Origin of the sequence: Polynucleobacter necessarius (assembly GCF_900095175.1) — a bacterium.
Classification (GTDB): Bacteria; Pseudomonadota; Gammaproteobacteria; order Burkholderiales; family Burkholderiaceae; genus Polynucleobacter; species Polynucleobacter necessarius_I.
The window spans coordinates 1,846,469-1,866,600 of sequence record NZ_LT606946.1 but is presented as its reverse complement, the minus strand read 5'-3'; the positions used below and the strand labels follow the sequence as shown (position 1 = coordinate 1,866,600).

General features: G+C 46.1%; 28 protein-coding genes. All 28 read right to left on the bottom strand.

What is annotated here, in order from left to right; translation table 11 throughout:
• Positions 1-19 precede the first annotated feature (19 nt).
• On the bottom strand, positions 20-238 hold the full coding sequence (gene infA, locus DXE44_RS09800; RefSeq protein WP_114654240.1) for a translation initiation factor IF-1: 219 nt from the start codon (positions 236-238) through the stop codon (positions 20-22).
• A 4-nt stretch (positions 239-242) separates the two neighbouring features.
• On the bottom strand, positions 243-1,580 hold the full coding sequence (gene secY, locus DXE44_RS09795) for a preprotein translocase subunit SecY (RefSeq protein WP_114654239.1): 1,338 nt from the start codon (positions 1,578-1,580) through the stop codon (positions 243-245).
• Positions 1,581-1,597: 17 nt separating this feature from the next.
• Positions 1,598-2,038 (bottom strand): 50S ribosomal protein L15, encoded by a 441-nt coding sequence (rplO, locus tag DXE44_RS09790; RefSeq protein ID WP_015420250.1) that lies wholly within the window; start codon positions 2,036-2,038, stop codon positions 1,598-1,600.
• A gap of 27 nt (positions 2,039-2,065) precedes the next feature.
• Positions 2,066-2,254: a 50S ribosomal protein L30 gene (gene rpmD, locus DXE44_RS09785; protein ID WP_114654238.1), complete on the bottom strand. Its 189-nt coding sequence runs from the start codon at positions 2,252-2,254 to the stop codon at positions 2,066-2,068.
• A gap of 24 nt (positions 2,255-2,278) precedes the next feature.
• On the bottom strand, positions 2,279-2,797 hold the full coding sequence (gene rpsE, locus DXE44_RS09780) for a 30S ribosomal protein S5 (protein WP_114654237.1): 519 nt from the start codon (positions 2,795-2,797) through the stop codon (positions 2,279-2,281).
• Positions 2,798-2,815: 18 nt separating this feature from the next.
• On the bottom strand, positions 2,816-3,169 hold the full coding sequence (gene rplR, locus DXE44_RS09775) for a 50S ribosomal protein L18 (RefSeq protein WP_062307056.1): 354 nt from the start codon (positions 3,167-3,169) through the stop codon (positions 2,816-2,818).
• Between the two features lie 13 nt (positions 3,170-3,182).
• A complete protein-coding gene (gene rplF, locus DXE44_RS09770) occupies positions 3,183-3,716 on the bottom strand; it encodes a 50S ribosomal protein L6 (protein WP_062307051.1) in 534 nt (177 codons plus the stop codon).
• 10 nt (positions 3,717-3,726) lie between these two features.
• Positions 3,727-4,122 carry a 30S ribosomal protein S8 gene (gene rpsH / locus DXE44_RS09765; protein ID WP_114654236.1) on the bottom strand — a complete coding sequence of 132 codons (396 nt, stop codon included), beginning with the start codon at positions 4,120-4,122 and terminating at the stop codon, positions 3,727-3,729.
• 24 nt (positions 4,123-4,146) lie between these two features.
• Entirely contained in the window at positions 4,147-4,452 is a 306-nt protein-coding gene (gene rpsN, locus DXE44_RS09760; RefSeq protein WP_046329384.1) for a 30S ribosomal protein S14, read from the bottom strand.
• A gap of 9 nt (positions 4,453-4,461) precedes the next feature.
• Entirely contained in the window at positions 4,462-5,004 is a 543-nt protein-coding gene (gene rplE, locus DXE44_RS09755) for a 50S ribosomal protein L5 (RefSeq protein ID WP_114654235.1), read from the bottom strand.
• Positions 5,005-5,020: 16 nt separating this feature from the next.
• Positions 5,021-5,329, bottom strand: a complete 309-nt coding sequence (gene rplX, locus DXE44_RS09750) for a 50S ribosomal protein L24 (protein WP_011901911.1) — start codon at positions 5,327-5,329, stop codon at positions 5,021-5,023.
• Between the two features lie 9 nt (positions 5,330-5,338).
• Positions 5,339-5,707, bottom strand: a complete 369-nt coding sequence (rplN, locus tag DXE44_RS09745; RefSeq protein ID WP_015420241.1) for a 50S ribosomal protein L14 — start codon at positions 5,705-5,707, stop codon at positions 5,339-5,341.
• Positions 5,708-5,893: 186 nt separating this feature from the next.
• The gene (rpsQ, locus tag DXE44_RS09740) at positions 5,894-6,163 is read right to left on the bottom strand and encodes a 30S ribosomal protein S17 (RefSeq protein ID WP_076024550.1); all 270 of its coding nucleotides are present in this window, start codon (positions 6,161-6,163) and stop codon (positions 5,894-5,896) included.
• A gap of 12 nt (positions 6,164-6,175) precedes the next feature.
• Positions 6,176-6,370: a 50S ribosomal protein L29 gene (gene rpmC / locus DXE44_RS09735; RefSeq protein WP_114654432.1), complete on the bottom strand. Its 195-nt coding sequence runs from the start codon at positions 6,368-6,370 to the stop codon at positions 6,176-6,178.
• Between the two features lie 14 nt (positions 6,371-6,384).
• On the bottom strand, positions 6,385-6,798 hold the full coding sequence (gene rplP, locus DXE44_RS09730) for a 50S ribosomal protein L16 (protein ID WP_114654234.1): 414 nt from the start codon (positions 6,796-6,798) through the stop codon (positions 6,385-6,387).
• Positions 6,799-6,800: 2 nt separating this feature from the next.
• Complete coding sequence (gene rpsC, locus DXE44_RS09725; RefSeq protein WP_114654233.1) at positions 6,801-7,622, bottom strand: 30S ribosomal protein S3; 822 nt, start codon at positions 7,620-7,622, stop codon at positions 6,801-6,803.
• 8 nt (positions 7,623-7,630) lie between these two features.
• A complete protein-coding gene (gene rplV, locus DXE44_RS09720; RefSeq protein WP_197712938.1) occupies positions 7,631-7,963 on the bottom strand; it encodes a 50S ribosomal protein L22 in 333 nt (110 codons plus the stop codon).
• A 7-nt stretch (positions 7,964-7,970) separates the two neighbouring features.
• On the bottom strand, positions 7,971-8,249 hold the full coding sequence (gene rpsS / locus DXE44_RS09715) for a 30S ribosomal protein S19 (RefSeq protein ID WP_114654232.1): 279 nt from the start codon (positions 8,247-8,249) through the stop codon (positions 7,971-7,973).
• Between the two features lie 19 nt (positions 8,250-8,268).
• Entirely contained in the window at positions 8,269-9,099 is an 831-nt protein-coding gene (rplB, locus tag DXE44_RS09710) for a 50S ribosomal protein L2 (protein WP_114654231.1), read from the bottom strand.
• A gap of 2 nt (positions 9,100-9,101) precedes the next feature.
• Positions 9,102-9,416: a 50S ribosomal protein L23 gene (gene rplW / locus DXE44_RS09705; protein ID WP_076024545.1), complete on the bottom strand. Its 315-nt coding sequence runs from the start codon at positions 9,414-9,416 to the stop codon at positions 9,102-9,104.
• Positions 9,413-10,033, bottom strand: coding sequence for a 50S ribosomal protein L4 (gene rplD, locus DXE44_RS09700; protein WP_114654230.1), 621 nt, complete (start codon positions 10,031-10,033; stop codon positions 9,413-9,415). Before rplD ends, rplW begins: the two co-directional genes overlap by 4 nt.
• A gap of 11 nt (positions 10,034-10,044) precedes the next feature.
• A complete protein-coding gene (gene rplC / locus DXE44_RS09695) occupies positions 10,045-10,701 on the bottom strand; it encodes a 50S ribosomal protein L3 (protein WP_114654430.1) in 657 nt (218 codons plus the stop codon).
• A gap of 197 nt (positions 10,702-10,898) precedes the next feature.
• Positions 10,899-11,210 (bottom strand): 30S ribosomal protein S10, encoded by a 312-nt coding sequence (gene rpsJ / locus DXE44_RS09690; RefSeq protein ID WP_011901899.1) that lies wholly within the window; start codon positions 11,208-11,210, stop codon positions 10,899-10,901.
• A 110-nt stretch (positions 11,211-11,320) separates the two neighbouring features.
• The gene (tuf, locus tag DXE44_RS09685; RefSeq protein ID WP_114654221.1) at positions 11,321-12,511 is read right to left on the bottom strand and encodes an elongation factor Tu; all 1,191 of its coding nucleotides are present in this window, start codon (positions 12,509-12,511) and stop codon (positions 11,321-11,323) included.
• A 50-nt stretch (positions 12,512-12,561) separates the two neighbouring features.
• Complete coding sequence (gene fusA, locus DXE44_RS09680; RefSeq protein ID WP_114654229.1) at positions 12,562-14,664, bottom strand: elongation factor G; 2,103 nt, start codon at positions 14,662-14,664, stop codon at positions 12,562-12,564.
• Positions 14,665-14,691: 27 nt separating this feature from the next.
• Positions 14,692-15,162 carry a 30S ribosomal protein S7 gene (rpsG, locus tag DXE44_RS09675; RefSeq protein ID WP_015420229.1) on the bottom strand — a complete coding sequence of 157 codons (471 nt, stop codon included), beginning with the start codon at positions 15,160-15,162 and terminating at the stop codon, positions 14,692-14,694.
• A 150-nt stretch (positions 15,163-15,312) separates the two neighbouring features.
• Entirely contained in the window at positions 15,313-15,693 is a 381-nt protein-coding gene (rpsL, locus tag DXE44_RS09670) for a 30S ribosomal protein S12 (RefSeq protein ID WP_041484791.1), read from the bottom strand.
• A 176-nt stretch (positions 15,694-15,869) separates the two neighbouring features.
• A complete protein-coding gene (gene rpoC / locus DXE44_RS09665) occupies positions 15,870-20,132 on the bottom strand; it encodes a DNA-directed RNA polymerase subunit beta' (RefSeq protein ID WP_114654228.1) in 4,263 nt (1,420 codons plus the stop codon).

Genomic DNA, 20,132 nt, shown 5'->3' with positions numbered 1-20,132 from the left:
AATATGTACTACTTAATCTTTACTTCGCTCGGAAAATGATTCTTACGCGCGTCAGGTCGTACGGAGTCATCTCCACCGTCACCTTATCTCCTGGCAGGATGCGGATGTAATGCATCCTCATCTTTCCAGAAATGTGCCCTAGAACCACATGTCCGTTCTCTAGCTTCACGCGAAACATTGCGTTCGGCAAATTCTCAATAATTTCTCCCGCCATCTGAATTACATCGTCTTTAGACATTCAGTTAAGCGCCCATCTTAAAGTTAGCTTTTTTCATCAAAGAACCATATTGTTGTTGCATTACGAATGACTGAACTTGAGCCATGAAATCCATTGCAACAACGACAATAATCAACAATGAAGTACCGCCAAAATAGAATGGCACGTTGTACTTCAATACTAAGAATTCTGGCAACAAGCAAACCAAAACCATATAAATTGCACCAGCCAATGTCAAACGTACCAAGATCTTGTCGATATAACGACCAGTCTGGTCACCAGGACGAATACCTGGAACAAAGGCACCGCTCTTCTTCAAGTTATCTGCTGTTTCGCGGCTATTGAATACCAAGGCTGTGTAAAAAAAGCAGAAGAAGATAATTGCAGCTGCGTACAAAATTGTGTAAACAGGCTGACCTGGAGCCAATGTAGCCGCCAAATCTTTAATCACTCTGCTGAACATATTGGTTGGCTCGCCAGAAGTAAACCAGCCAGCAATCGTTGCAGGGAACAAAATAATAGATGAAGCAAAAATTGGGGGGATAACGCCAGCCATATTCAACTTCAATGGGAAGTATGAAGACTGACCGCCATATACCTTGTTACCAACTTGACGCTTAGCGTAGTTCACCAAAATACGGCGCTGACCACGCTCTACAAACACAACAAAATAAGTCACCGCAATACAGACCACAACGATCAGCAATGCAGACAAGATATTCATGGAGCCGGTACGCACTAATTCAAGCAAGCTACCGATTGCAGATGGCAAACCAGAAACAATACCGCCAAAAATAATAATAGAGATGCCATTACCAAGGCCGTGCTCCGTGATCTGCTCACCGAGCCACATCAAGAACATCGTGCCAGTAACCAGAGTTACCACGGTGTTCAATTCAAACATTAAACCTAGGTTGATAACTAAGCCCGGCTGAGCTTGTAATGCAACTGAAATACCCAAAGCTTGGAATGTTGCCAATACAACAGTGCCATAACGTGTGTACTGAGTAATCTTACGCTGACCAGCCTGACCTTCTTTTTTCAATGCCTCTAGTGAAGGCACAACAATCGTCATTAACTGCATGATGATCGACGCAGAAATGTACGGCATGATTCCTAAAGCAAACACGGTAAAGCGAGATAAAGCGCCACCTGAGAACAGGTTAAACATACCCAAGATGCCATCTTTTTGACCAGAGAACAATTGAGCCAATTGGTCAGGGTCAATGCCTGGAACAGGAATATGTGCACCTAAACGGAAGACGAGCAAAGCCAACACCAGGAATATCAAGCGTTGGCGCAATTCGCCAAACTTGCCTCCTGATTTAGCAATATTCGCTGTGTTGGTAGGTGCTAGTGCCATCGTCTACTAAGAACTAATTAAACCAAGTCAACCAATTTGCCGCCAGCTGCTTCAATAGCTGCTTTTGCACCTGCTGTTGCTGTAATACCCTTGAGGGTTACAGCAATCGACAATTCACCAGTCTTGATTACTTTGACTGCATTGATTTGCTCACCAGCAAAACCGTGCGCTCTTAAAACTAACAAGTCCACTTCTGGCAAGTTAATTTTTGCTAAGTCATTCAAAGTAATTTGACCAACGTGACGACGTGTCAAAGATACGAAACCACGTTTTGGTAAACGACGATACATCGGCATCTGCCCGCCCTCGAATCCAACTTTGTGGAATCCGCCTGAACGTGATTTTTGACCTTTGTGACCGCGGCCAGCAGTTTTACCAAGACCAGAGCCGATGCCACGACCTACGCGACGACGGTTTTTCTTGGATCCCTCTGCGGGTTTGAGTGTATTGAGTTGCATATTCTTCGCCTATTTACTTGCTAGTTATTAGCCAATGATTTTAACTAGATAAGAAACTTTATTAATCATTCCGCGAACAGCTGGAGTGTCTTCCAATTCTGAAACAGAATTGATACGTCCGAGACCCAAACCACGAACAGTTGCACGGTGGCTTTCGTGTGTGCCGATCAAGCTGCGTACTAATTGCAGTTTGACTTTGGAGTTAGATGTTGTCATTTATAGATTCCTAATCTTTTGGTCTTAGCCGAGAATCTCTTCAACTGACTTACCGCGCTTAGCAGCAATTTCAGAAGGAGTGCTCACCTTGCTTAAACCATCAATCGTTGCACGAACCATGTTGTAAGGGTTTGTTGAGCCAAGTGACTTAGCAACAACGTTAGTTACACCCATTACATCGAAAATTGCGCGCATTGGGCCACCAGCAATAACGCCAGTACCGTCTTTAGCTGGAGAAATCATCACGCGTGATGCGCCATGCTTACCAATCACAGTATGTTGCAAAGTACCTTTACGTAAGGAAACTTTGATCATCTTGCGACGTGCTTCGTCCATTGCCTTTTGAACAGCAACTGGAACTTCTTTTGATTTACCTTTACCCATGCCGATACGACCATCGCCATCGCCAACTACAGTGAGTGCAGCGAAGCCGAGAATACGACCACCCTTAACCACTTTAGTTACACGATTAACAGCGATCATTTTCTCGCGAAGACCATCATCACGCTCTTCGTTTTGCATTTTGGTTTGCATTTTTGCCATGTTTTTTCCTAAACCCTATTAGAACTTCAGGCCGGCTTCACGCGCAGCTTCAGCTAAGGCCTTAATACGGCCGTGGTAACGATGACCGGAACGATCAAAAGCAACATCAACAACGCCTGCTTTAACAGCACGCTCAGCAACTAGTTTGCCGATTTGTTTAGCCGCTTCAGCGTTGCCGCCGTTTTTGATCGCTTGGCGCAATTCTTTTTCCATTGATGAGGCAGCTGCCACAACCTTGGTTCCACATGGACTATATACCTGTGCAGAGATGTGTGAATTGCTACGGATAACTGTTAAGCGATTTGCCAATGCTTCGGCAATGCGAATACGAGTCTGCCTAGCACGTCTTTGTCTGGATTCGTCTTTATTCATTTTCTAATCTCGCTTACTTCTTCTTAGTTTCTTTCAGATGTACAACCTCATCCACGTAGCGAACACCTTTGCCTTTGTATGGCTCTGGTGAACGGTATGCGCGAACTTCAGCTGCAACCTGGCCAACTTGCTGCTTGTTGGAACCTTTGATAATGATTTCAGTTTGTGTTGGAGTCTCAGCTTTTACACCCTTTGGCAGGTTGTAAATAATGTCGTGTGAGAAACCTAACTGTAACTTCAATGTTTCGCCTTGAGCAGCAGCACGGTAACCAACGCCTACCAAGCTGAGCTTGCGCTCAAAGCCAGTAGTTACGCCAACAACCATGTTGTTAACTAAAGCACGGGCTGTACCTGACTGTGCACCAGCTTCTGGTGTGTCGTTATTTAAAACAACTGTCAATACGCCGTCTTCTTGTTTCAAACCAACAGAAGGATGCAAGTTGTGTGTCAAAGTGCCTAATGGACCTTTAACAGTAATGTTTGCACCGTTGATGCTGATTTCAGCGCCCTTAGGGACTGGAATGGGTGATTTACCAACGCGGGACATATTTCTCTCCTTACGCGACGTAGCAAATAACTTCACCACCAACGCCGTTTGCACGAGCTTTGCGGTCTGTCATTACGCCTTGTGGGGTTGAAATAATTGCAATGCCCAAGCCATTCATTACTTCAGGAATGTCGTGACGGCCTTTGTAGATACGTAGACTTGGTGTAGAAACACGGTCAATACGTTCAATAACAGGACGGCCTGCGTAGTATTTGAGTTCAATGTGTAGCACTGGCTTAGCTACTTCACCTTTGATTTCAAAACTATCGATATAACCTTCATCCTGCAAGACTTTTGCAATAGCTACTTTAACTTTTGACGACGACATCAAGACTACGGGTTTCTGCACTGCTTGCGCATTGCGGATCCTTGTCAACATGTCGGCGATTGGATCGCTGATACTCATGAGTTCTCCTAATTCTTTCGCCGCTTACCAGCTGGCCTTGGTTAAACCGGGGATTTCGCCACGGAAGGCAATTTCACGAATTTTGCTACGCGCTAAACCAAACTTGCTGAATACACCGCGCGGACGACCGGTTAATGAACAACGATTTCTTTGACGAATCGGGCTTGCGTTACGTGGAAGTGCCTGTAGCTTCAAGCGAGCTTCATAGCGCTCTTCATCGCTGCGTGATTGATCAGCAATGATTGCCTTGAGTTCAGCACGCTTCACAGCGTACTTCTCTACAGTTTTTGTGCGCTTATTCTCGCGCTCAATTAGGGATAGTTTTGCCACGTTAGCCTCTTAATTGCGGAAAGGGAATTTGAACGCTGCTAACAAAGCTTTAGCTTCTTCGTCAGTCTTAGCGGTCGTCGTAATACTGATATTGAGACCACGGAGGGCATCAATTTTGTCGTATTCGATTTCAGGGAAAATGATTTGCTCTTTAACACCGATGTTGTAGTTACCATGGCCGTCAAATGCCTTACCGGAAATTCCGCGGAAGTCACGTACGCGTGGCAAAGCAACAGTCACGAAACGGTCTAAAAATTCATACATGCGTGCACCACGCAATGTGACCATGGCACCGATTGGGTAACCTTGACGAATTTTGAAACCAGCAATCGCTTTTTTTGCTTTTGTCACAACTGGCTTTTGACCTGCTACTTTAGTCAAATCACCAACTGCATTTTCGATAATTTTCTTGTCGTTTACTGCATCGCCCAAGCCCATGTTCAGGGTTACCTTGGTGATACGTGGAACTTCCATTACTGACTTGTAACCAAATTTGGCGATCAAATCAGCAACTACTTTAGCTTGATAGTGTTCTTGAAAACGTGTGCTCATAATTTCTCCGTGCCCCTTATGCGCTTAAAGTTGCGCCAGTGGTTTTGAGGAAACGTTGCTTTTTACCGTCCACGAGTTTGATACCAACACGTGATGGTTTGCCGTTACCGTCAACCACAGCCACATTAGAAATGTGAACAGGCATCGTCTTGTCAATCATGCCGCCAGTAACACCGGCTGCTGGATTTGGCTTAACGCTCTTTTTATAAATGTTTACGCCTTCGATCACTAATTTGTTCTCGAGAACGGCTGTAACAGTTCCTTGCTTGCCTTTATCGCGGCCAGTCAAGAGAACTACTGAATCACCTTTACGAATCTTTTTCATATCAGCCTCTTAAATAACTTCGGGGGCGAGAGAAACGATCTTCATGAACTTCTCAGTACGCAATTCGCGCGTAACTGGTCCAAAGATACGTGTGCCGATTGGCTCTAACTTAGCGTTGAGCAATACTGCAGCGTTTCCATCGAACTTAATCAATGAGCCGTCTGGACGGCGCACACCCTTAGCAGTTCTCACTACTACGGCGTTATAAATATCACCTTTTTTTACACGGCCACGTGGAGCTGCGGACTTTACAGTCACTTTGATGACATCACCGATACTGGCGTAACGACGCTTAGAGCCGCCCAATACCTTGATGCACAAAACTTCACTGGCGCCTGTGTTATCGGCGACCTGTAATCTACTTTCGGTCTGAATCATTTTTTAATCCCCAACTTGTTAGCCAAAGGCAAACAGTCTTGGTTCCGTCTATGGGCTTTAACGAAAGTTAAAACCCGGAATTAATAAAAAAACACCGCTTCTCCCAATAAAACCAGAGAAGCCTTCCATCATACTACGCAAAACAGGGATTTGGCAAGAAAGTTCGCCAAAATCCCTAATATTTCTTTAAATACCCTTGGATTCTTGAACTAAACGGGTCACAACCCAAGATTTAGTACGTGAAATTGGCTTAGATTCTGCAATTTCAACGGTATCACCCATCTTGTATTGGCCAGCTTCGTCATGAGCGTGGTATTTTTTGGACTGTCCAACATATTTGCCATAAAGCGCATGTTTTACTTGGCGCTCAACTAGCACAGTCACAGTTTTTTGCATTTTATCGCTAACGACACGACCCACAAGGGTGCGGCGCAAGGGTTTAGATAATTCTGTCATATCCCTTTTTCCTTATTTCTGTGCAGTTTTTTGAGTAATAAAAGTCTTCACGCGAGCAATTTCACGTTTAGTTTTACCCAATTGGCTGGTGTTGGTGAGTTGCTGAGTACCCTTTTGCAGACGGAGCTTGAAGCTAGTCTTCAAGAGCTCTGTTAATTCTGCGTTCAAGGCAACCAGATCTTTAGATGCTAATTCTGTCTTTTTCATAATCTCTATCCCGATCAACCTAAGTGGCGAATCACGAAAGTGGTTTGCAATGGCAATTTAGCAGCAGCAAGCTTGAAAGCCTCGCGCGCCAAACCTTCATCTACGCCATCCATCTCGTACAAAATCTTGCCTGGTTGAATTTCTGCTACGTAGTACTCTGGATTACCTTTGCCGTTACCCATACGTACTTCAGCTGGCTTTTGTGAAATTGGCTTGTCTGGGAAAATACGAATCCAGATACGGCCACCACGCTTAATGTGACGTGTCATTGCGCGACGTGCAGATTCAATCTGACGTGCAGTCAAACGACTACGGCCAATAGCTTTCAATCCAAAGTCACCAAAGGCTACTGAACTACCGCGTGTTGCCACGCCAGTGTTACGTCCCTTTTGTTCCTTGCGATACTTACGACGCTTTGGTTGTAGCATGCTTACTCTCCTGACTTCTGCGCTTCAGCACTTGCGGCTTCAGCGGCTTTCGGTGCACGCTTTACTGCTGGCTTAGCAGCAACTAAAGGCTTGCTGTCAGCTGCTGGTTTGCGTGCGGTTGTTTTAGCTGGTGCGCGACGTGGCTTTTTCTCTTCAGCTGCTGGCTCTGCTGTTACTGCTACAGCATCAGCACCGCGGCCTAATGTATCGCCTTTATATACCCAAACTTTTACACCGATGATGCCGTATGTTGTTTCCGCTTCTGAAGTTGCGTAGTCAATATCAGCCTTCAATGTATGAAGTGGAACACGACCTTCACGGTACCATTCGCGACGTGCAATCTCAGCACCATTCAAACGACCAGAAGACATGATCTTGATTCCTTGTGCACCAAGGCGCATTGCATTTTGCATTGCACGCTTCATTGCACGACGGAACATGATGCGCTTCTCTAGCTGTTGAGTAATAGAGTCAGCGATCAATTGAGCATCAACTTCAGGCTTACGAATTTCTTCGATGTTCACATGGACTGGAACGCCCATACGCTTCTGGAGTTCACGACGGAGAACTTCAATATCTTCACCTTTTTTACCGATCACAACACCTGGGCGTGAGCTGTAAATTGTGATGCGTGCGTTCTTTGCAGGACGCTCGATAATAACTTTACTTACTGATGCATTCTTCAACTTCTTCTTGAGATAGATGCGGACATCTACGTCCTCTTTGAGCATCTTCGCAAAATCAGTATTGTTTGCATACCACTTTGATGTCCAGTTCTTCATTACCGAGAGTCGGAATCCGGTTGGGTTTATCTTTTGTCCCATATCTTCCCTTAGTTACTCAAAGTCACGGTGATGTGACATGTTTGTTTTTCGATTTGATTACCGCGACCCTTAGCACGTGCTGTGAAGCGCTTCAAGGAAGTACCCTTATCAACAATAATTGTTGAAACCTTGAGCTTATCAATATCAGCACCCTTATTGTGTTCAGCGTTGGCCATTGCGGACTCAACAACTTTCTTCACAATGAAGGCAGCTTTCTTGGGGCTGAAATTCAAAATGTTCATAGCGCGAGCAATTGGCAAACCACGGATTTGGTCAGCGACCAAACGTGTCTTTTGCGCAGAAATGCGGGCGCCCTTGTGAATAGCTTTAACTTCCATCATCATCCCCTTACTTCTTCGTTACTTTCTTGTCAGCAGCGTGCCCTTTGAAAGTACGGGTCAAGGCAAATTCGCCTAACTTATGACCCACCATGTTTTCTGATACATATACCGGAACGTGTTGACGGCCGTTATGTATAGCAATCGTCAGACCAATAAGGTCTGGGAGGATTGTTGAACGGCGTGACCAAGTTTTGATTGGCTTTTTGTCTTTGTTGGCTTGTGCAACTTCAACTTTTTTTACTAAGCTGGCGTCGCAAAATGGGCCTTTTTTAGCTGAACGTGTCATATCTATTTATCCTTATCGCTTAACGTTTTTGACGATGTTGAACGATCATCGAAGTTGTACGCTTATTGCGACGTGTACGATAACCTTTGGTTGGTGTGCCCCATGGGGAGACAGGTACACGGCCTTCGCCAGTTCTACCTTCACCACCACCGTGTGGGTGATCTACTGGGTTCATTGCCACACCGCGAACGGTTGGGCGAATACCACGCCAGCGATTAGCACCAGCTTTACCGATAACGCGCAAGCTATGCTCTTCATTACCAACTTCACCAATAGTGGCACGGCAATCGATCAAAATACGACGTACTTCACCAGAGCGCAAGCGCATCTGAGCGTATACACCTTCACGAGCCAATAACACTGCAGAGCCGCCAGCAGAACGTGCGATTTGAGCACCTTTACCTGGCAACATTTCTACGCAGTGAATCGTGCTACCAACTGGAATGTTACGAATTGGCAAGTTGTTACCAGACTTGATTGGGGCTTCAGAGCCACTCATCAACGCCTGACCAACAGTCATGCCTTTTGCAGCAAGAATATAGCGACGCTCACCATCAGCAAACACGATCAATGCAATATTTGCACTGCGGTTTGGATCGTATTCCAAGCGTTCAACTTTTGCTGGAATACCATCTTTGTCGTTGCGTTTGAAATCAACAACACGATAGTAATGCTTATGACCACCACCTTTATGACGGGTAGTGATGTGACCGTCGTTGTTACGGCCCGCTTTTTGAAACTGTGGCTCGAGCAATGGTGCAAAAGGTTTGCCTTTATGGAGGTCAGGATTGACCACCTTGACCATTGAGCGACGACCTGGTGAGGTCGGTTTTGTCTTCATCAAAGGCATGATTAATTCGCCTCCGCTTCAAAGTTAATTTCTTGACCTGGCTTCAAGCTAACATAGGCCTTCTTAGTGTGGTCACGACGACCTTCAAAACGGCCATAGCGCTTTGGCTTACCTTTTTGATTCACGATTTGAACAGAGTCAACTTGCACTTTGAAGAGCAACTCAACCGCTTGTTTCACATCGCTCTTATTGGCGTCGCGTGTAACTTGGAATACTACTTGCTCGTTTTTCTCTGCAACCATAGTTGCTTTTTCAGAGATAACCGGTCCAAGCAGAACCTTCATCAAGCTGTGATCGTTTTTACGGACTTGGCTCATTTCAGCAACTCCTCAATTTTTGCGATCGCTGCTTTGCTTACCAATACTTTTTTGTATTGAACTAAAGCTAATGGATCAGCGTGCCGTGGCTCACATACAGCAACCTTATGCAAGTTGCGTGATGCCAAGTACAAATTCTCGCTAACCTGATCAACGATGATCAAGACTGAATCCAATCCCATTGCTTTAACTTTGTCAGCTAAAACTTTAGTCTTTGGAGCATCAAGATTAAATTGGTCAACAACATTCAAACGACCTTCGCGTGCTAACTGAGACAAAATTGATCTCATACCAGCGCGGTACATTTTCTTGTTTACTTTTTGGCTGAAATTTTCTTCAGGTGAATTCGGGAATATACGACCACCTCCACGCCACAGCGGGGAAGAGCTCATACCAGCACGAGCACGACCAGTACCTTTTTGACGCCAAGGTTTTTTGGTTGTGTGCTTAACTTGCTCACGGTCTTTTTGCGCACGGTTACCGCTACGTGCATTTGCTTGGTAAGCCACTACAACTTGGTGTACCAATGCTTCGTTATATTCGCGCTCGAATACTTCTGGTGAGGCTTGAACGCCTGCGCCCAAAGTTCCGTTATCTTGGAGAAGCTTAAGTTCCATATTCGCTCTCCTTATTTCTTCTTCAACGGTGTCTTCACCGCTGGAGTAACAATAACTTTACCGCCTGGGGCACCTGGAATAGCGCCTTTAACCATGATGAGATTGCGTTCTGCATCAATGCGTGCGATGACTAAATTTTGTACAGTGCGTGTTTCGTCACCAAGGTGGCCTGTCATGCGCTTACCTGGGAAAACACGACCTGGATCTTGCGCCATACCGATAGAACCTGGCACGTTATGTGAACGTGAGTTACCGTGTGACGCGCGACCTGAAACGAAGTGATGGCGCTTGATAGTACCGGCATAGCCTTTACCAATCGTTACACCTTGTACATCCACTTTTTGGCCAGCAGCAAATGCAGTGTCAGCAGGAATTACTTGTCCTGGTGTCATTTCTGCGATTTTTGCTGCATCTAAATAAAATTCGTTGAGACCGTTACCAGCCATCACACCCGCTTTAGCGAAGCGACCTGCCATTGCTTTGGTAACGCGAGTAGCTCTACGTGTACCATGTGCCAACTGGATAGCATCATAGCCATCAGTTGCCTGGGTCTTGATTTGAGCGATTCTGTTGTCGCTCACGTCAATTACGGTGACAGGAATCGCTTCCCCTTCGTCCGTAAATAGACGGGTCATGCCGATCTTGCGACCGATTAAGCCTAAGCTCATATTCATGCTCCGCGCCGACTTCGATTGATCGGCAAAATTAATTTAAGTGATTTACAAGTAAAAGTACTTCTAAATCAATAACTTACAACGTTTTTAATGCTGATAAAACCTTTAAATCCGCCCAAATAATTGAGCGAAGCCTTAGATTGTATCCCGAAAGGCCAGTCTTGGCAAGCGCTAAGACTGGAAATACTGAATTACTGCAACTTAATTTCGACGTCCACACCTGCTGGAAGGTCTAATTTCATCAAGGCATCCACTGTTTTCTCTGTAGGATCAACGATATCCATCAAACGCAAATGGGTACGAATCTCTAACTGGTCACGTGATGTCTTGTTTACGTGTGGTGAACGCAGAATGTCAAAGCGCTCGATACGTGTTGGCAAAGGTACTGGACCCTTAACAACTGCACCAGTACGCTTAGCTGTATCAACGATTTCAGCTGCAGACTGGTCGATCAAACGGTAATCAAATGCTTTAAGACGAATACGAATTTTTTGGTTTTGCATATTAATTCCAAAGAGCGTTGTGGTGCTGCCACGTTATATTTCTAAAGAGCTCGGTGACATCCGCAGCACGGACGTCACCGGTTAGCAAACCGCTAAATAATTTACTGCTATTAAGCCAAAATCTTTGCAACCACGCCGGCGCCAACAGTACGGCCACCTTCACGGATCGCAAAACGTAAACCTTCTTCCATCGCGATTGGAGCGATGAGTTTTACGGTAATAGTCACGTTATCACCAGGCATTACCATTTCTTTGTCTTTTGGCAACTCGATTGAACCAGTTACGTCCGTTGTACGGAAGTAGAACTGTGGACGATAGTTGTTAAAGAATGGAGTATGACGACCACCTTCATCTTTACCCAAGATGTAAACCTCGGCTGTAAAGTGAGTATGTGGGGTGATTGAACCTGGCTTAGCCAATACTTGGCCGCGCTCAACTTCTTCACGTTTTGTACCGCGTAACAAGATACCAACGTTATCGCCTGCTTGACCTTGGTCGAGCAATTTGCGGAACATTTCAACACCAGTACAAGTTGTCTTGAGTGTTGGCTTGATACCGATAATTTCAATCTCTTCACCAACTTTAACGATACCGCGCTCGATACGGCCTGTAACAACAGTACCGCGACCGGAGATAGAGAGCACGTCCTCTACTGGCATCAAGAACGCACCGTCAACAGCACGCTCTGGAGTTGGGATGTATGAGTCAAGTGCTTCAGCCAACTTCATGATGGCTTCTTTACCCAATGGGCCTTCGTCGCCTTCAAGTGCTAACTTAGCAGAACCTTGAATGATTGGTGTGTCATCGCCTGGGAAGTCGTACTTAGATAGAAGCTCACGAACTTCCATTTCTACGAGTTCTAACAACTCAGCGTCATCCACCATGTCGCACTTGTTCAAGAACACGATGATGTATGGAACACCAACTTGGCGCGCCAAGAGGATGTGCTCACGAGTTTGTGGCATTGGGCCGTCAGCTGCAGAGCAAACCAAAATAGCGCCGTCCATCTGAGCAGCACCAGTAATCATGTTCTTAACGTAGTCAGCATGTCCTGGGCAATCCACGTGTGCGTAGTGACGATTCGCAGTCTCATACTCAACGTGTGCTGTATTAATAGTAATACCGCGTGCTTTTTCTTCTGGAGCAGCATCGATCTGATCGTATGCTTTTGCTTCGCCACCAAATGCTTTTGAAAGCACGGTTGCGATAGCTGCTGTCAATGTGGTTTTACCGTGGTCAACGTGACCGATTGTACCAACGTTTACGTGCGGTTTTGTCCGCTCAAACTTTTCTTTTGCCATTTTTTTGTCTGCCTTCTTAGCTAGTCAATATTCAAAATAATGTGGATAAATTACTTCGCTTTAGCAGCCATAACTGCTTCAGCAACGTTCTTAGGTGCTTCGGAATAATGCTTAAATTCCATGGTGTAGGTAGCGCGACCTTGGGTCAACGAGCGCAAGCCAGTTGAGTAACCAAACATCTCTGCCAATGGCACTTCAGCGCGAACGATCTTACCGCCCCCTGGAATGTCATCCATACCTTGCAAAATACCGCGACGTGATGAGAGGTCACCCATTACGTTACCCATGAAATCTTCTGGCGTTTCAACTTCAACAGCCATCATTGGTTCAAGCAACACTGGTGATGCTTTGCGCATACCATCTTTGAATGCCATCGAGCCCGCCATCTTAAATGCGTTTTCGTTGGAGTCAACATCATGGTATGAACCGAAGAACAATGTTGCTTTGATATCTACAACTGGATAGCCAGCCAAAATACCGAAGTTCAATGTTTCGATAATTCCTTTTTCTACCGCAGGAATGTATTCACGTGGAACTACACCGCCCTTAATAGCGTCAACGAATTCAAAACCTTTGCCTGGGGCTTGTGGCTCTAACTTCAATACCACGTGACCATACTGACCGCGACCACCAGACTGCTTAACGAATTTACCTTCAATCTCTTCGCAAACCTTGCGAATGGTTTCACGGTAGGCAACTTGTGGCTTACCAACAGTTGCTTCAACACCGAATTCACGCTTCATACGATCAACCAAAATTTCCAAGTGGAGCTCGCCCATACCGGAAATAATTGTTTGGCCAGACTCTTCGTCTGTTTTTACGCGGAAAGATGGATCTTCTTGTGCCAAGCGATTCAAAGCAAGACCCATTTTTTCTTGGTCAGCTTTTGTCTTTGGCTCTACAGCTTGAGAGATCACTGGCTCTGGGAATACCATGCGCTCCAAAATAACGATGCTATCTGGATCACACAATGTTTCGCCTGTTGTTGCGTCTTTCAGACCAACAGCAGCTGCGATATCGCCAGCGAATACTTCTTTGATTTCTTCACGTTCGTTTGCATGCATCTGCAACAAACGACCAACACGCTCTTTCTTGCCCTTGATTGGGTTGTAGATTGTGTCACCAGATTTCATTATGCCTGAGTAAACACGGAAGAAGATGAGCTGGCCAACAAATGGGTCAGTCATGATCTTAAATGCCAATGCTGAAAACTTCGCATTGTCAGAAGCTTCACGTGTTGTCGGTGTGCCATCTTCCAATTCACATGGAACTGGTGGAACGTCTAATGGTGAAGGCAACAATTCAACAACCGCATCCAACATCGCCTGAACACCTTTGTTTTTGAAAGCTGTTCCGCACAACATTGGAACGATTTCATTGGCGATAGTACGCTGACGCAATCCTGCTTTAATTTCTTCCTCGGTCAAGCCTTCGCCGCCGAGATACTTTTCCATCAACTCTTCTGAACTCTCTGCAGCAGCTTCGAGCATTTTCTCGCGCCACTCTTCGGCAGATGCTTGCAATTTAGCAGGGATATCTTCGTATGTAAATTTAGTACCTTGTGAAGCCTCATCCCAATAGATAGCTTTCATCTTCACCAAATCCACAACACCTTTGAAGTTTTCTTCAGCACCGATTGGAATTTGGATCAAGATAGGATTAGCTTTGAGGCGCATCTTCATTTGGTCATAGACCTTAAAGAAATTCGCACCAGTACGGTCCATCTTGTTTACGAAAGCTAAACGTGGAACTTGATACTTGTTAGCTTGACGCCAAACAGTTTCAGATTGTGGCTGCACACCACCTACTGCACAGTAAACCATGCAAGCGCCATCCAAAACGCGCATTGAACGCTCAACTTCAATAGTGAAGTCTACGTGTCCTGGGGTATCAATAATGTTGATACGGTGCTCTAGGAAATTACCAGCCATGCCCTTCCAGAACGTTGTAGTAGCAGCAGAAGTAATCGTGATACCACGCTCTTGCTCTTGCTCCATCCAGTCCATAGTTGCAGCGCCATCATGCACTTCACCGATTTTGTGATTAACGCCGGTGTAGAACAAAACGCGTTCTGTTGTTGTTGTCTTACCTGCGTCAATATGCGCAGAAATACCGATATTGCGGTATTTGTCGATAGGGGTTTTACGTGCCACTGTTGGTACCTTTTCTTTACTGTGCGATTAGAAGCGGAAATGTGAGAAAGCTTTGTTGGCTTCTGCCATACGGTGAACTTCTTCACGCTTCTTCATTGCTCCGCCGCGACCTTCTGCAGCTTCTAATAATTCGTTGGCCAAACGTTGAGCCATAGATTTTTCACCGCGCTTTTTAGCGGCTTCGCGCACCCAGCGCATTGCCAAAGCAGAACGGCGTGATGGGCGAACTTCAACAGGAACCTGGTAGTTAGCGCCACCAACACGACGGCTCTTCACCTCAACCATTGGCTTAACGTTGCCCATAGCTGTTGAGAAAACTTCGAGTGGTTCTTTGTTTGCTTTTTTCTCGATGTGATCAAAGGCACCGTAAACGATACGCTCTGCAACCGATTTTTTGCCGTCCAACATCAGGACGTTCATGAATTTTGCTACTTCTACATTGCCGAATTTTGGATCAGGCAGGATTTCCCGTTTGGGAACTTCACGACGACGTGGCATAACTACTCCTTCAGTTCAGTTAGGGGTGGCCCACATGGATCACCCGCTCCGGCCGTCCTACTATCTAGAGAATTCTCTAAACGGAACGGCCACTTACTTGTCTTTAAAGTCTGACAAACGAAGACCTACTACAAATACTGTAAGTTGCTATTAAGCAGCTTTCTTAGCGCGCTTAGCACCGTACTTGGAACGTGACTGCTTACGGTCTTTAACACCTTGCAAGTCAAGTGAGCCACGAACGATGTGGTAACGAACACCTGGCAAATCCTTTACACGACCACCACGGATCAATACTACTGAGTGTTCCTGGAGGTTATGGCCTTCACCACCAATGTATGAAATGACTTCAAAACCATTGGTTAGGCGAACTTTAGCTACTTTACGTAGCGCAGAGTTAGGCTTTTTAGGAGTAGTTGTATACACACGTGTACATACACCACGGCGCTGCGGGCTGTTTTGCAGCGCAGGGCTCTTGCTTTTAACGGTCAGCCGCGTTCTTGGCTTACGTAATAATTGATTAATTGTTGGCATAAAATAGCTCGGTTAGTACTTCTTTGTTGCTTTCTTCAAGAAAATCAATGACTTAGAGAAATCCTAGGTCAAAACGACCCTCTTCTGAATCAGTATAACTCAGCATTCTAGCCTGGCCAGCCCTTTCCGTCAACCTCGAGGGAAAAAACTGGCCATTTCTGGCCAGGAATACCAAATTAGCTTGGATCAGCCTCCCCAGCAGGAGCAATCACTTCAGCCTCTATTTCTACAGGCATATCAGCCATTGCTTCCTCTTCGGCGGCAATCATTTGAGCGCGATCACGCTCGAATTGCTCTCTGACCTTGCGTGCACGGCGGTAAGACAAGCCAGTACCAGCAGGGATCAAGCGACCAATAATAACGTTTTCCTTGAGGCCACGGAGTGTATCGGTCTTGCCCATAATTGCGGCTTCGGTCAATACACGGGTGGTTTCTTGGAAAGAAGCCGCTGAAATGAAGCTGTCTGTCGACAAGGATGCCTTAGTAATACCGAGCAACGCATTCTCGAATTGAGCTGGGCGCTTACCTTGAGCAATCACAGCATCGTTTGCGTCATACAACTTAGAACGCTCAACTTGCTCACCAGTGATGTAGGCAGTATCGCCACCATCAGTAATTTGCACACGACGCAACATTTGACGCACGATGACTTCAATGTGCTTGTCATTAATCTTCACGCCTTGCAAACGGTAAACGTCTTGAACTTCGTCCACGATGTAGATCGCCAGCTCCTCAATACCTCTCAGTGTCAAGATATCATGCGGATCGGCAGGGCCTTCCACAATCATCTCGCCCTTGTTCACAACTTGACCGTCATGAACGAGAACTTGCTTCTCTTTAGGAATCAAGAATTCATTTGCTTCGCCATCCATATCGGCAATCACTAAGCGCTGCTTACCTTTGGTTTCTTTACCGAAGGAAACAGTTCCAGTGACTTTAGCCAATACAGCAGCATCTTTTGGTGAACGTGCTTCGAACAATTCAGCAACGCGTGGCAAACCACCGGTAATGTCGCGAGTCTTCTGTGATTCGATTGGAATACGTGCCAATACTTCACCAACCTCAACTTTTTGACCATCTTTAACAGTGATCAAAGCGCCAACTTGTAAACCGATGTTTACTGGGTGATCTGTACCTGCAATCATCACTTCGCCGCTCTTGTCATCAACTAAGTGGATCATTGGACGAACGCCTTTGCTAGCAGCACTACGACGCTTACCGTCAATCACTACCAAAGTGGAGAGGCCAGTTACTTCGTCAACCTGCTTGGCTACAGTAACACCTTCTTCAACGTTGTCGAAGCGAGCAATACCAGCGTACTCAGAGATGATTGGACGTGTTAACGGATTCCATGTTGCCAAGCTTGCGCCAGCTTTCACTGCAGCATCTTCTTTCAACAAGAGAGTTGCACCGTAAGGCACTTTATGACGCTCACGCTCACGACCGTTATCGTCAATGATCACGGCTTCGCCAGAACGTGAAATCACGATCTGCTCACCCTTCGCATTCTTCACAACACGCATCGTGCCAGAGAACTTCAGGGTACCGTTAGACTTTGCTTCAATATTGCTTGCAACCAATGCACGTGACGCTGCACCACCAATGTGGAAAGTACGCATAGTCAACTGTGTACCTGGCTCACCGATGGACTGAGCAGCGATAACACCAACCGCCTCACCAACGTTTACCAAACCACCGCGACCTAAATCACGGCCATAGCACTTAGCGCACAAGCCAAAGCGAGTTAAGCATGACAACACTGTGCGAACTTTAACTTCATCGATACCCAAGGCAACGATTTGATCAACATGATCTTCATCGAGCAATGTGTCGTTAGGAACGATGACCTCTTGTGTGTCAGGATGAAAGATGTCACCGATACATACACGACCCAAAATACGGTCACGCAATGCTTCGATAATTTCGCCACCTTCAACAAGCGCCTTCATCGTTACGCCAGAAGTTGCGCCGCAATCTTCTTCAATAACCACGAGGTCTTGAGTTACGTCGCATAAACGACGTGTCAAGTAACCAGAGTTCGCTGTCTTCAACGCTGTATCAGCCAGACCTTTACGAGCACCGTGGGTTGAGATGAAGTACTGCAACACGTTCAAACCTTCACGGAAGTTCGCAGTAATTGGGGTTTCAATAATGGAGCCATCAGGCTTCGCCATCAAACCACGCATACCAGCCAACTGACGAATCTGCGCTGCAGATCCACGCGCACCAGAATCCGCCATCATGTAGATGGAGTTGAAAGATTCTTGACGCACAGTTTTACCGTTACGGTCGAGTACGTCAACGTGTGACAACTCATCCATCATCGCTTTACCAACTTGGTCACTAGCGGCACCCCAAATATCAACCACGTTGTTATAACGCTCTTGATTGGTTACGAGGCCTGACATGAACTGCTTGTCATACTCTTTAACCTTGGTAGAAGCTTCAGTGATGATGCGCTCTTTAGAGCTTGGAATCAGCATATCGTCGATCGCAACCGAGATACCAGCGTTAGTCGCCAAGCGGAAACCAGACTGCAAGAGGCGGTCAGCAAAAATAACTGTTTCACGAAGGCCGCACTTACGGAACGAAGTATTGATTAAGCGTGAGATTTCTTTTTTCTTCAGAGGCTTATTGATTTCCTCGAAAGACATGCCTTTAGGCAAAATTTCTGACAGGATTGCACGGCCAACTGAGGTTTGATAGATCTTGGTCTTTTCAGCAAAACGGGCATCGCCCTCTGCCTTTTTGTCCACAATCTCAAACTCAGTAATACGTACAGCAACGCGTGAAGCCAATTCAACTTGGCCAGCTTCATATGCACGAATTACTTCAGTGATATTAGCGAAGACCATGCCTTCGCCTTTACCGTTAATCTTGTCACGAGTAGCGTAGTACAGACCCAACACCACGTCCTGTGAAGGAACGATAGATGGCTCGCCGTTAGCTGGGAACAATACGTTGTTCGAAGCCAACATCAATGTACGTGCTTCCATTTGCGCTTCGAGCGACAAAGGAACGTGAACCGCCATTTGGTCACCGTCAAAGTCGGCGTTAAATGCCGCGCAGACTAATGGGTGCAATTGGATCGCCTTGCCTTCAATCAGCATTGGCTCGAAAGCCTGAATACCAAGACGGTGCAATGTAGGCGCACGGTTGAGCATGATTGGATGCTCACGAATCACTTCTTCGAGAATGTCCCAAACGATTGGAGTCTGACTTTCAACTTCTTTCTTCGCAGCCTTAATTGTGGTTGCAATTCCCAAAGTCTCAAGCTTGTTGAAAATAAATGGCTTGAACAATTCCAAGGCCATCAATTTTGGTAAGCCGCACTGATGCAATTTCAATGTAGGGCCAACCACGATGACTGAACGACCTGAGTAGTCAACGCGTTTACCCAACAAGTTTTGACGGAAACGACCGCTCTTACCTTTAATCATCTCAGCCAAGGACTTCAATGGACGCTTGTTAGCGCCAGTCATAGCCTTACCGCGACGACCGTTGTCGAGCAATGAGTCAACCGCTTCTTGCAACATACGTTTTTCGTTACGAGCGATGATCTCTGGTGCGCGCAACTCTAACAAACGCTTGAGACGGTTGTTACGGTTAATCACGCGACGATAAAGGTCGTTCAAATCGGAAGTAGCAAAGCGACCGCCATCCAATGGCACCAATGGGCGCAATTCAGGTGGCAATACTGGCAATACTTCCATGATCATCCAGTCAGGCTTAATACCTGAAGTCTGGAACGCCTCGAGCACTTTTAAGCGCTTAGCGTATTTCTTGATCTTGGCATCGCTACCAGTGGCTTTCAAGTCAGCGCGAATGGTCTCAACTTCACGATCAATGTCAATCGAACGCAAGAGATCACGAATACCTTCAGCGCCCATGATGGCAGTAAATGCACCGTCACCATACTCTTCAGTCTTGGCAATGTACTCGTCCTCAGACATGATCTGACCACGCTTCATCGCGCCTTCAGGAGTCATGCCAGGATCAACAACGACATATGCTTCAAAGTAAAGAACGCGCTCGATATCACGCAATGTCATATCGAGAACCATACCCAAGCGGGACGGCAATGACTTCAAGAACCAGATGTGCGCTACAGGGGCTGCCAACTCAATGTGGCCCATGCGCTCACGACGTACCTTAGCGAGCGTAACTTCAACGCCACACTTCTCACAGATAACGCCACGGAACTTTAAACGCTTGTACTTACCGCATAAGCACTCGTAGTCTTTGGTTGGTCCAAAAATCTTGGCGCAGAACAAACCATCACGCTCGGGCTTAAAAGTCCGGTAGTTGATGGTTTCTGGTTTGCGTACTTCACCAAAAGACCATGAGCGAATTTTCTCAGGGGATGCAAGACCAATCTTGATGACATCAAACTGCTCATCACCCTGCGTTTGCTTAAATAAATCGAGCAATGCTTTCAT

Excerpts from the sequence above, each read along its gene's own strand:
- infA (WP_114654240.1), bottom strand. The coding sequence starts at position 238 with ATGTCTAAAGACGATGTAATTCAGATGGCGGGAGAAATTATTGAGAAT.
- secY (WP_114654239.1), bottom strand. The coding sequence starts at position 1,580 with ATGGCACTAGCACCTACCAACACAGCGAATATTGCTAAATCAGGAGGC.
- rplO (WP_015420250.1), bottom strand. The coding sequence starts at position 2,038 with ATGCAACTCAATACACTCAAACCCGCAGAGGGATCCAAGAAAAACCGT.
- rpmD (WP_114654238.1), bottom strand. The coding sequence starts at position 2,254 with ATGACAACATCTAACTCCAAAGTCAAACTGCAATTAGTACGCAGCTTG.
- rpsE (WP_114654237.1), bottom strand. The coding sequence starts at position 2,797 with ATGGCAAAAATGCAAACCAAAATGCAAAACGAAGAGCGTGATGATGGT.
- rplR (WP_062307056.1), bottom strand. The coding sequence starts at position 3,169 with ATGAATAAAGACGAATCCAGACAAAGACGTGCTAGGCAGACTCGTATT.
- rplF (WP_062307051.1), bottom strand. The coding sequence starts at position 3,716 with ATGTCCCGCGTTGGTAAATCACCCATTCCAGTCCCTAAGGGCGCTGAA.
- rpsH (WP_114654236.1), bottom strand. The coding sequence starts at position 4,122 with ATGAGTATCAGCGATCCAATCGCCGACATGTTGACAAGGATCCGCAAT.
- rplE (WP_114654235.1), bottom strand. The coding sequence starts at position 5,004 with ATGAGCACACGTTTTCAAGAACACTATCAAGCTAAAGTAGTTGCTGAT.
- rplX (WP_011901911.1), bottom strand. The coding sequence starts at position 5,329 with ATGAAAAAGATTCGTAAAGGTGATTCAGTAGTTCTCTTGACTGGCCGC.
- rplN (WP_015420241.1), bottom strand. The coding sequence starts at position 5,707 with ATGATTCAGACCGAAAGTAGATTACAGGTCGCCGATAACACAGGCGCC.
- rpsQ (WP_076024550.1), bottom strand. The coding sequence starts at position 6,163 with ATGACAGAATTATCTAAACCCTTGCGCCGCACCCTTGTGGGTCGTGTC.
- rpmC (WP_114654432.1), bottom strand. The coding sequence starts at position 6,370 with ATGAAAAAGACAGAATTAGCATCTAAAGATCTGGTTGCCTTGAACGCA.
- rplP (WP_114654234.1), bottom strand. The coding sequence starts at position 6,798 with ATGCTACAACCAAAGCGTCGTAAGTATCGCAAGGAACAAAAGGGACGT.
- rpsC (WP_114654233.1), bottom strand. The coding sequence starts at position 7,622 with ATGGGACAAAAGATAAACCCAACCGGATTCCGACTCTCGGTAATGAAG.
- rplV (WP_197712938.1), bottom strand. The coding sequence starts at position 7,963 with ATGATGGAAGTTAAAGCTATTCACAAGGGCGCCCGCATTTCTGCGCAA.
- rpsS (WP_114654232.1), bottom strand. The coding sequence starts at position 8,249 with ATGACACGTTCAGCTAAAAAAGGCCCATTTTGCGACGCCAGCTTAGTA.
- rplB (WP_114654231.1), bottom strand. The coding sequence starts at position 9,099 with ATGCCTTTGATGAAGACAAAACCGACCTCACCAGGTCGTCGCTCAATG.
- rplW (WP_076024545.1), bottom strand. The coding sequence starts at position 9,416 with ATGAGCCAAGTCCGTAAAAACGATCACAGCTTGATGAAGGTTCTGCTT.
- rplD (WP_114654230.1), bottom strand. The coding sequence starts at position 10,033 with ATGGAACTTAAGCTTCTCCAAGATAACGGAACTTTGGGCGCAGGCGTT.
- rplC (WP_114654430.1), bottom strand. The coding sequence starts at position 10,701 with ATGAGCTTAGGCTTAATCGGTCGCAAGATCGGCATGACCCGTCTATTT.
- rpsJ (WP_011901899.1), bottom strand. The coding sequence starts at position 11,210 with ATGCAAAACCAAAAAATTCGTATTCGTCTTAAAGCATTTGATTACCGT.
- tuf (WP_114654221.1), bottom strand. The coding sequence starts at position 12,511 with ATGGCAAAAGAAAAGTTTGAGCGGACAAAACCGCACGTAAACGTTGGT.
- rpsG (WP_015420229.1), bottom strand. The coding sequence starts at position 15,162 with ATGCCACGTCGTCGTGAAGTTCCCAAACGGGAAATCCTGCCTGATCCA.
- rpsL (WP_041484791.1), bottom strand. The coding sequence starts at position 15,693 with ATGCCAACAATTAATCAATTATTACGTAAGCCAAGAACGCGGCTGACC.
- rpoC (WP_114654228.1), bottom strand. The coding sequence starts at position 20,132 with ATGAAAGCATTGCTCGATTTATTTAAGCAAACGCAGGGTGATGAGCAG.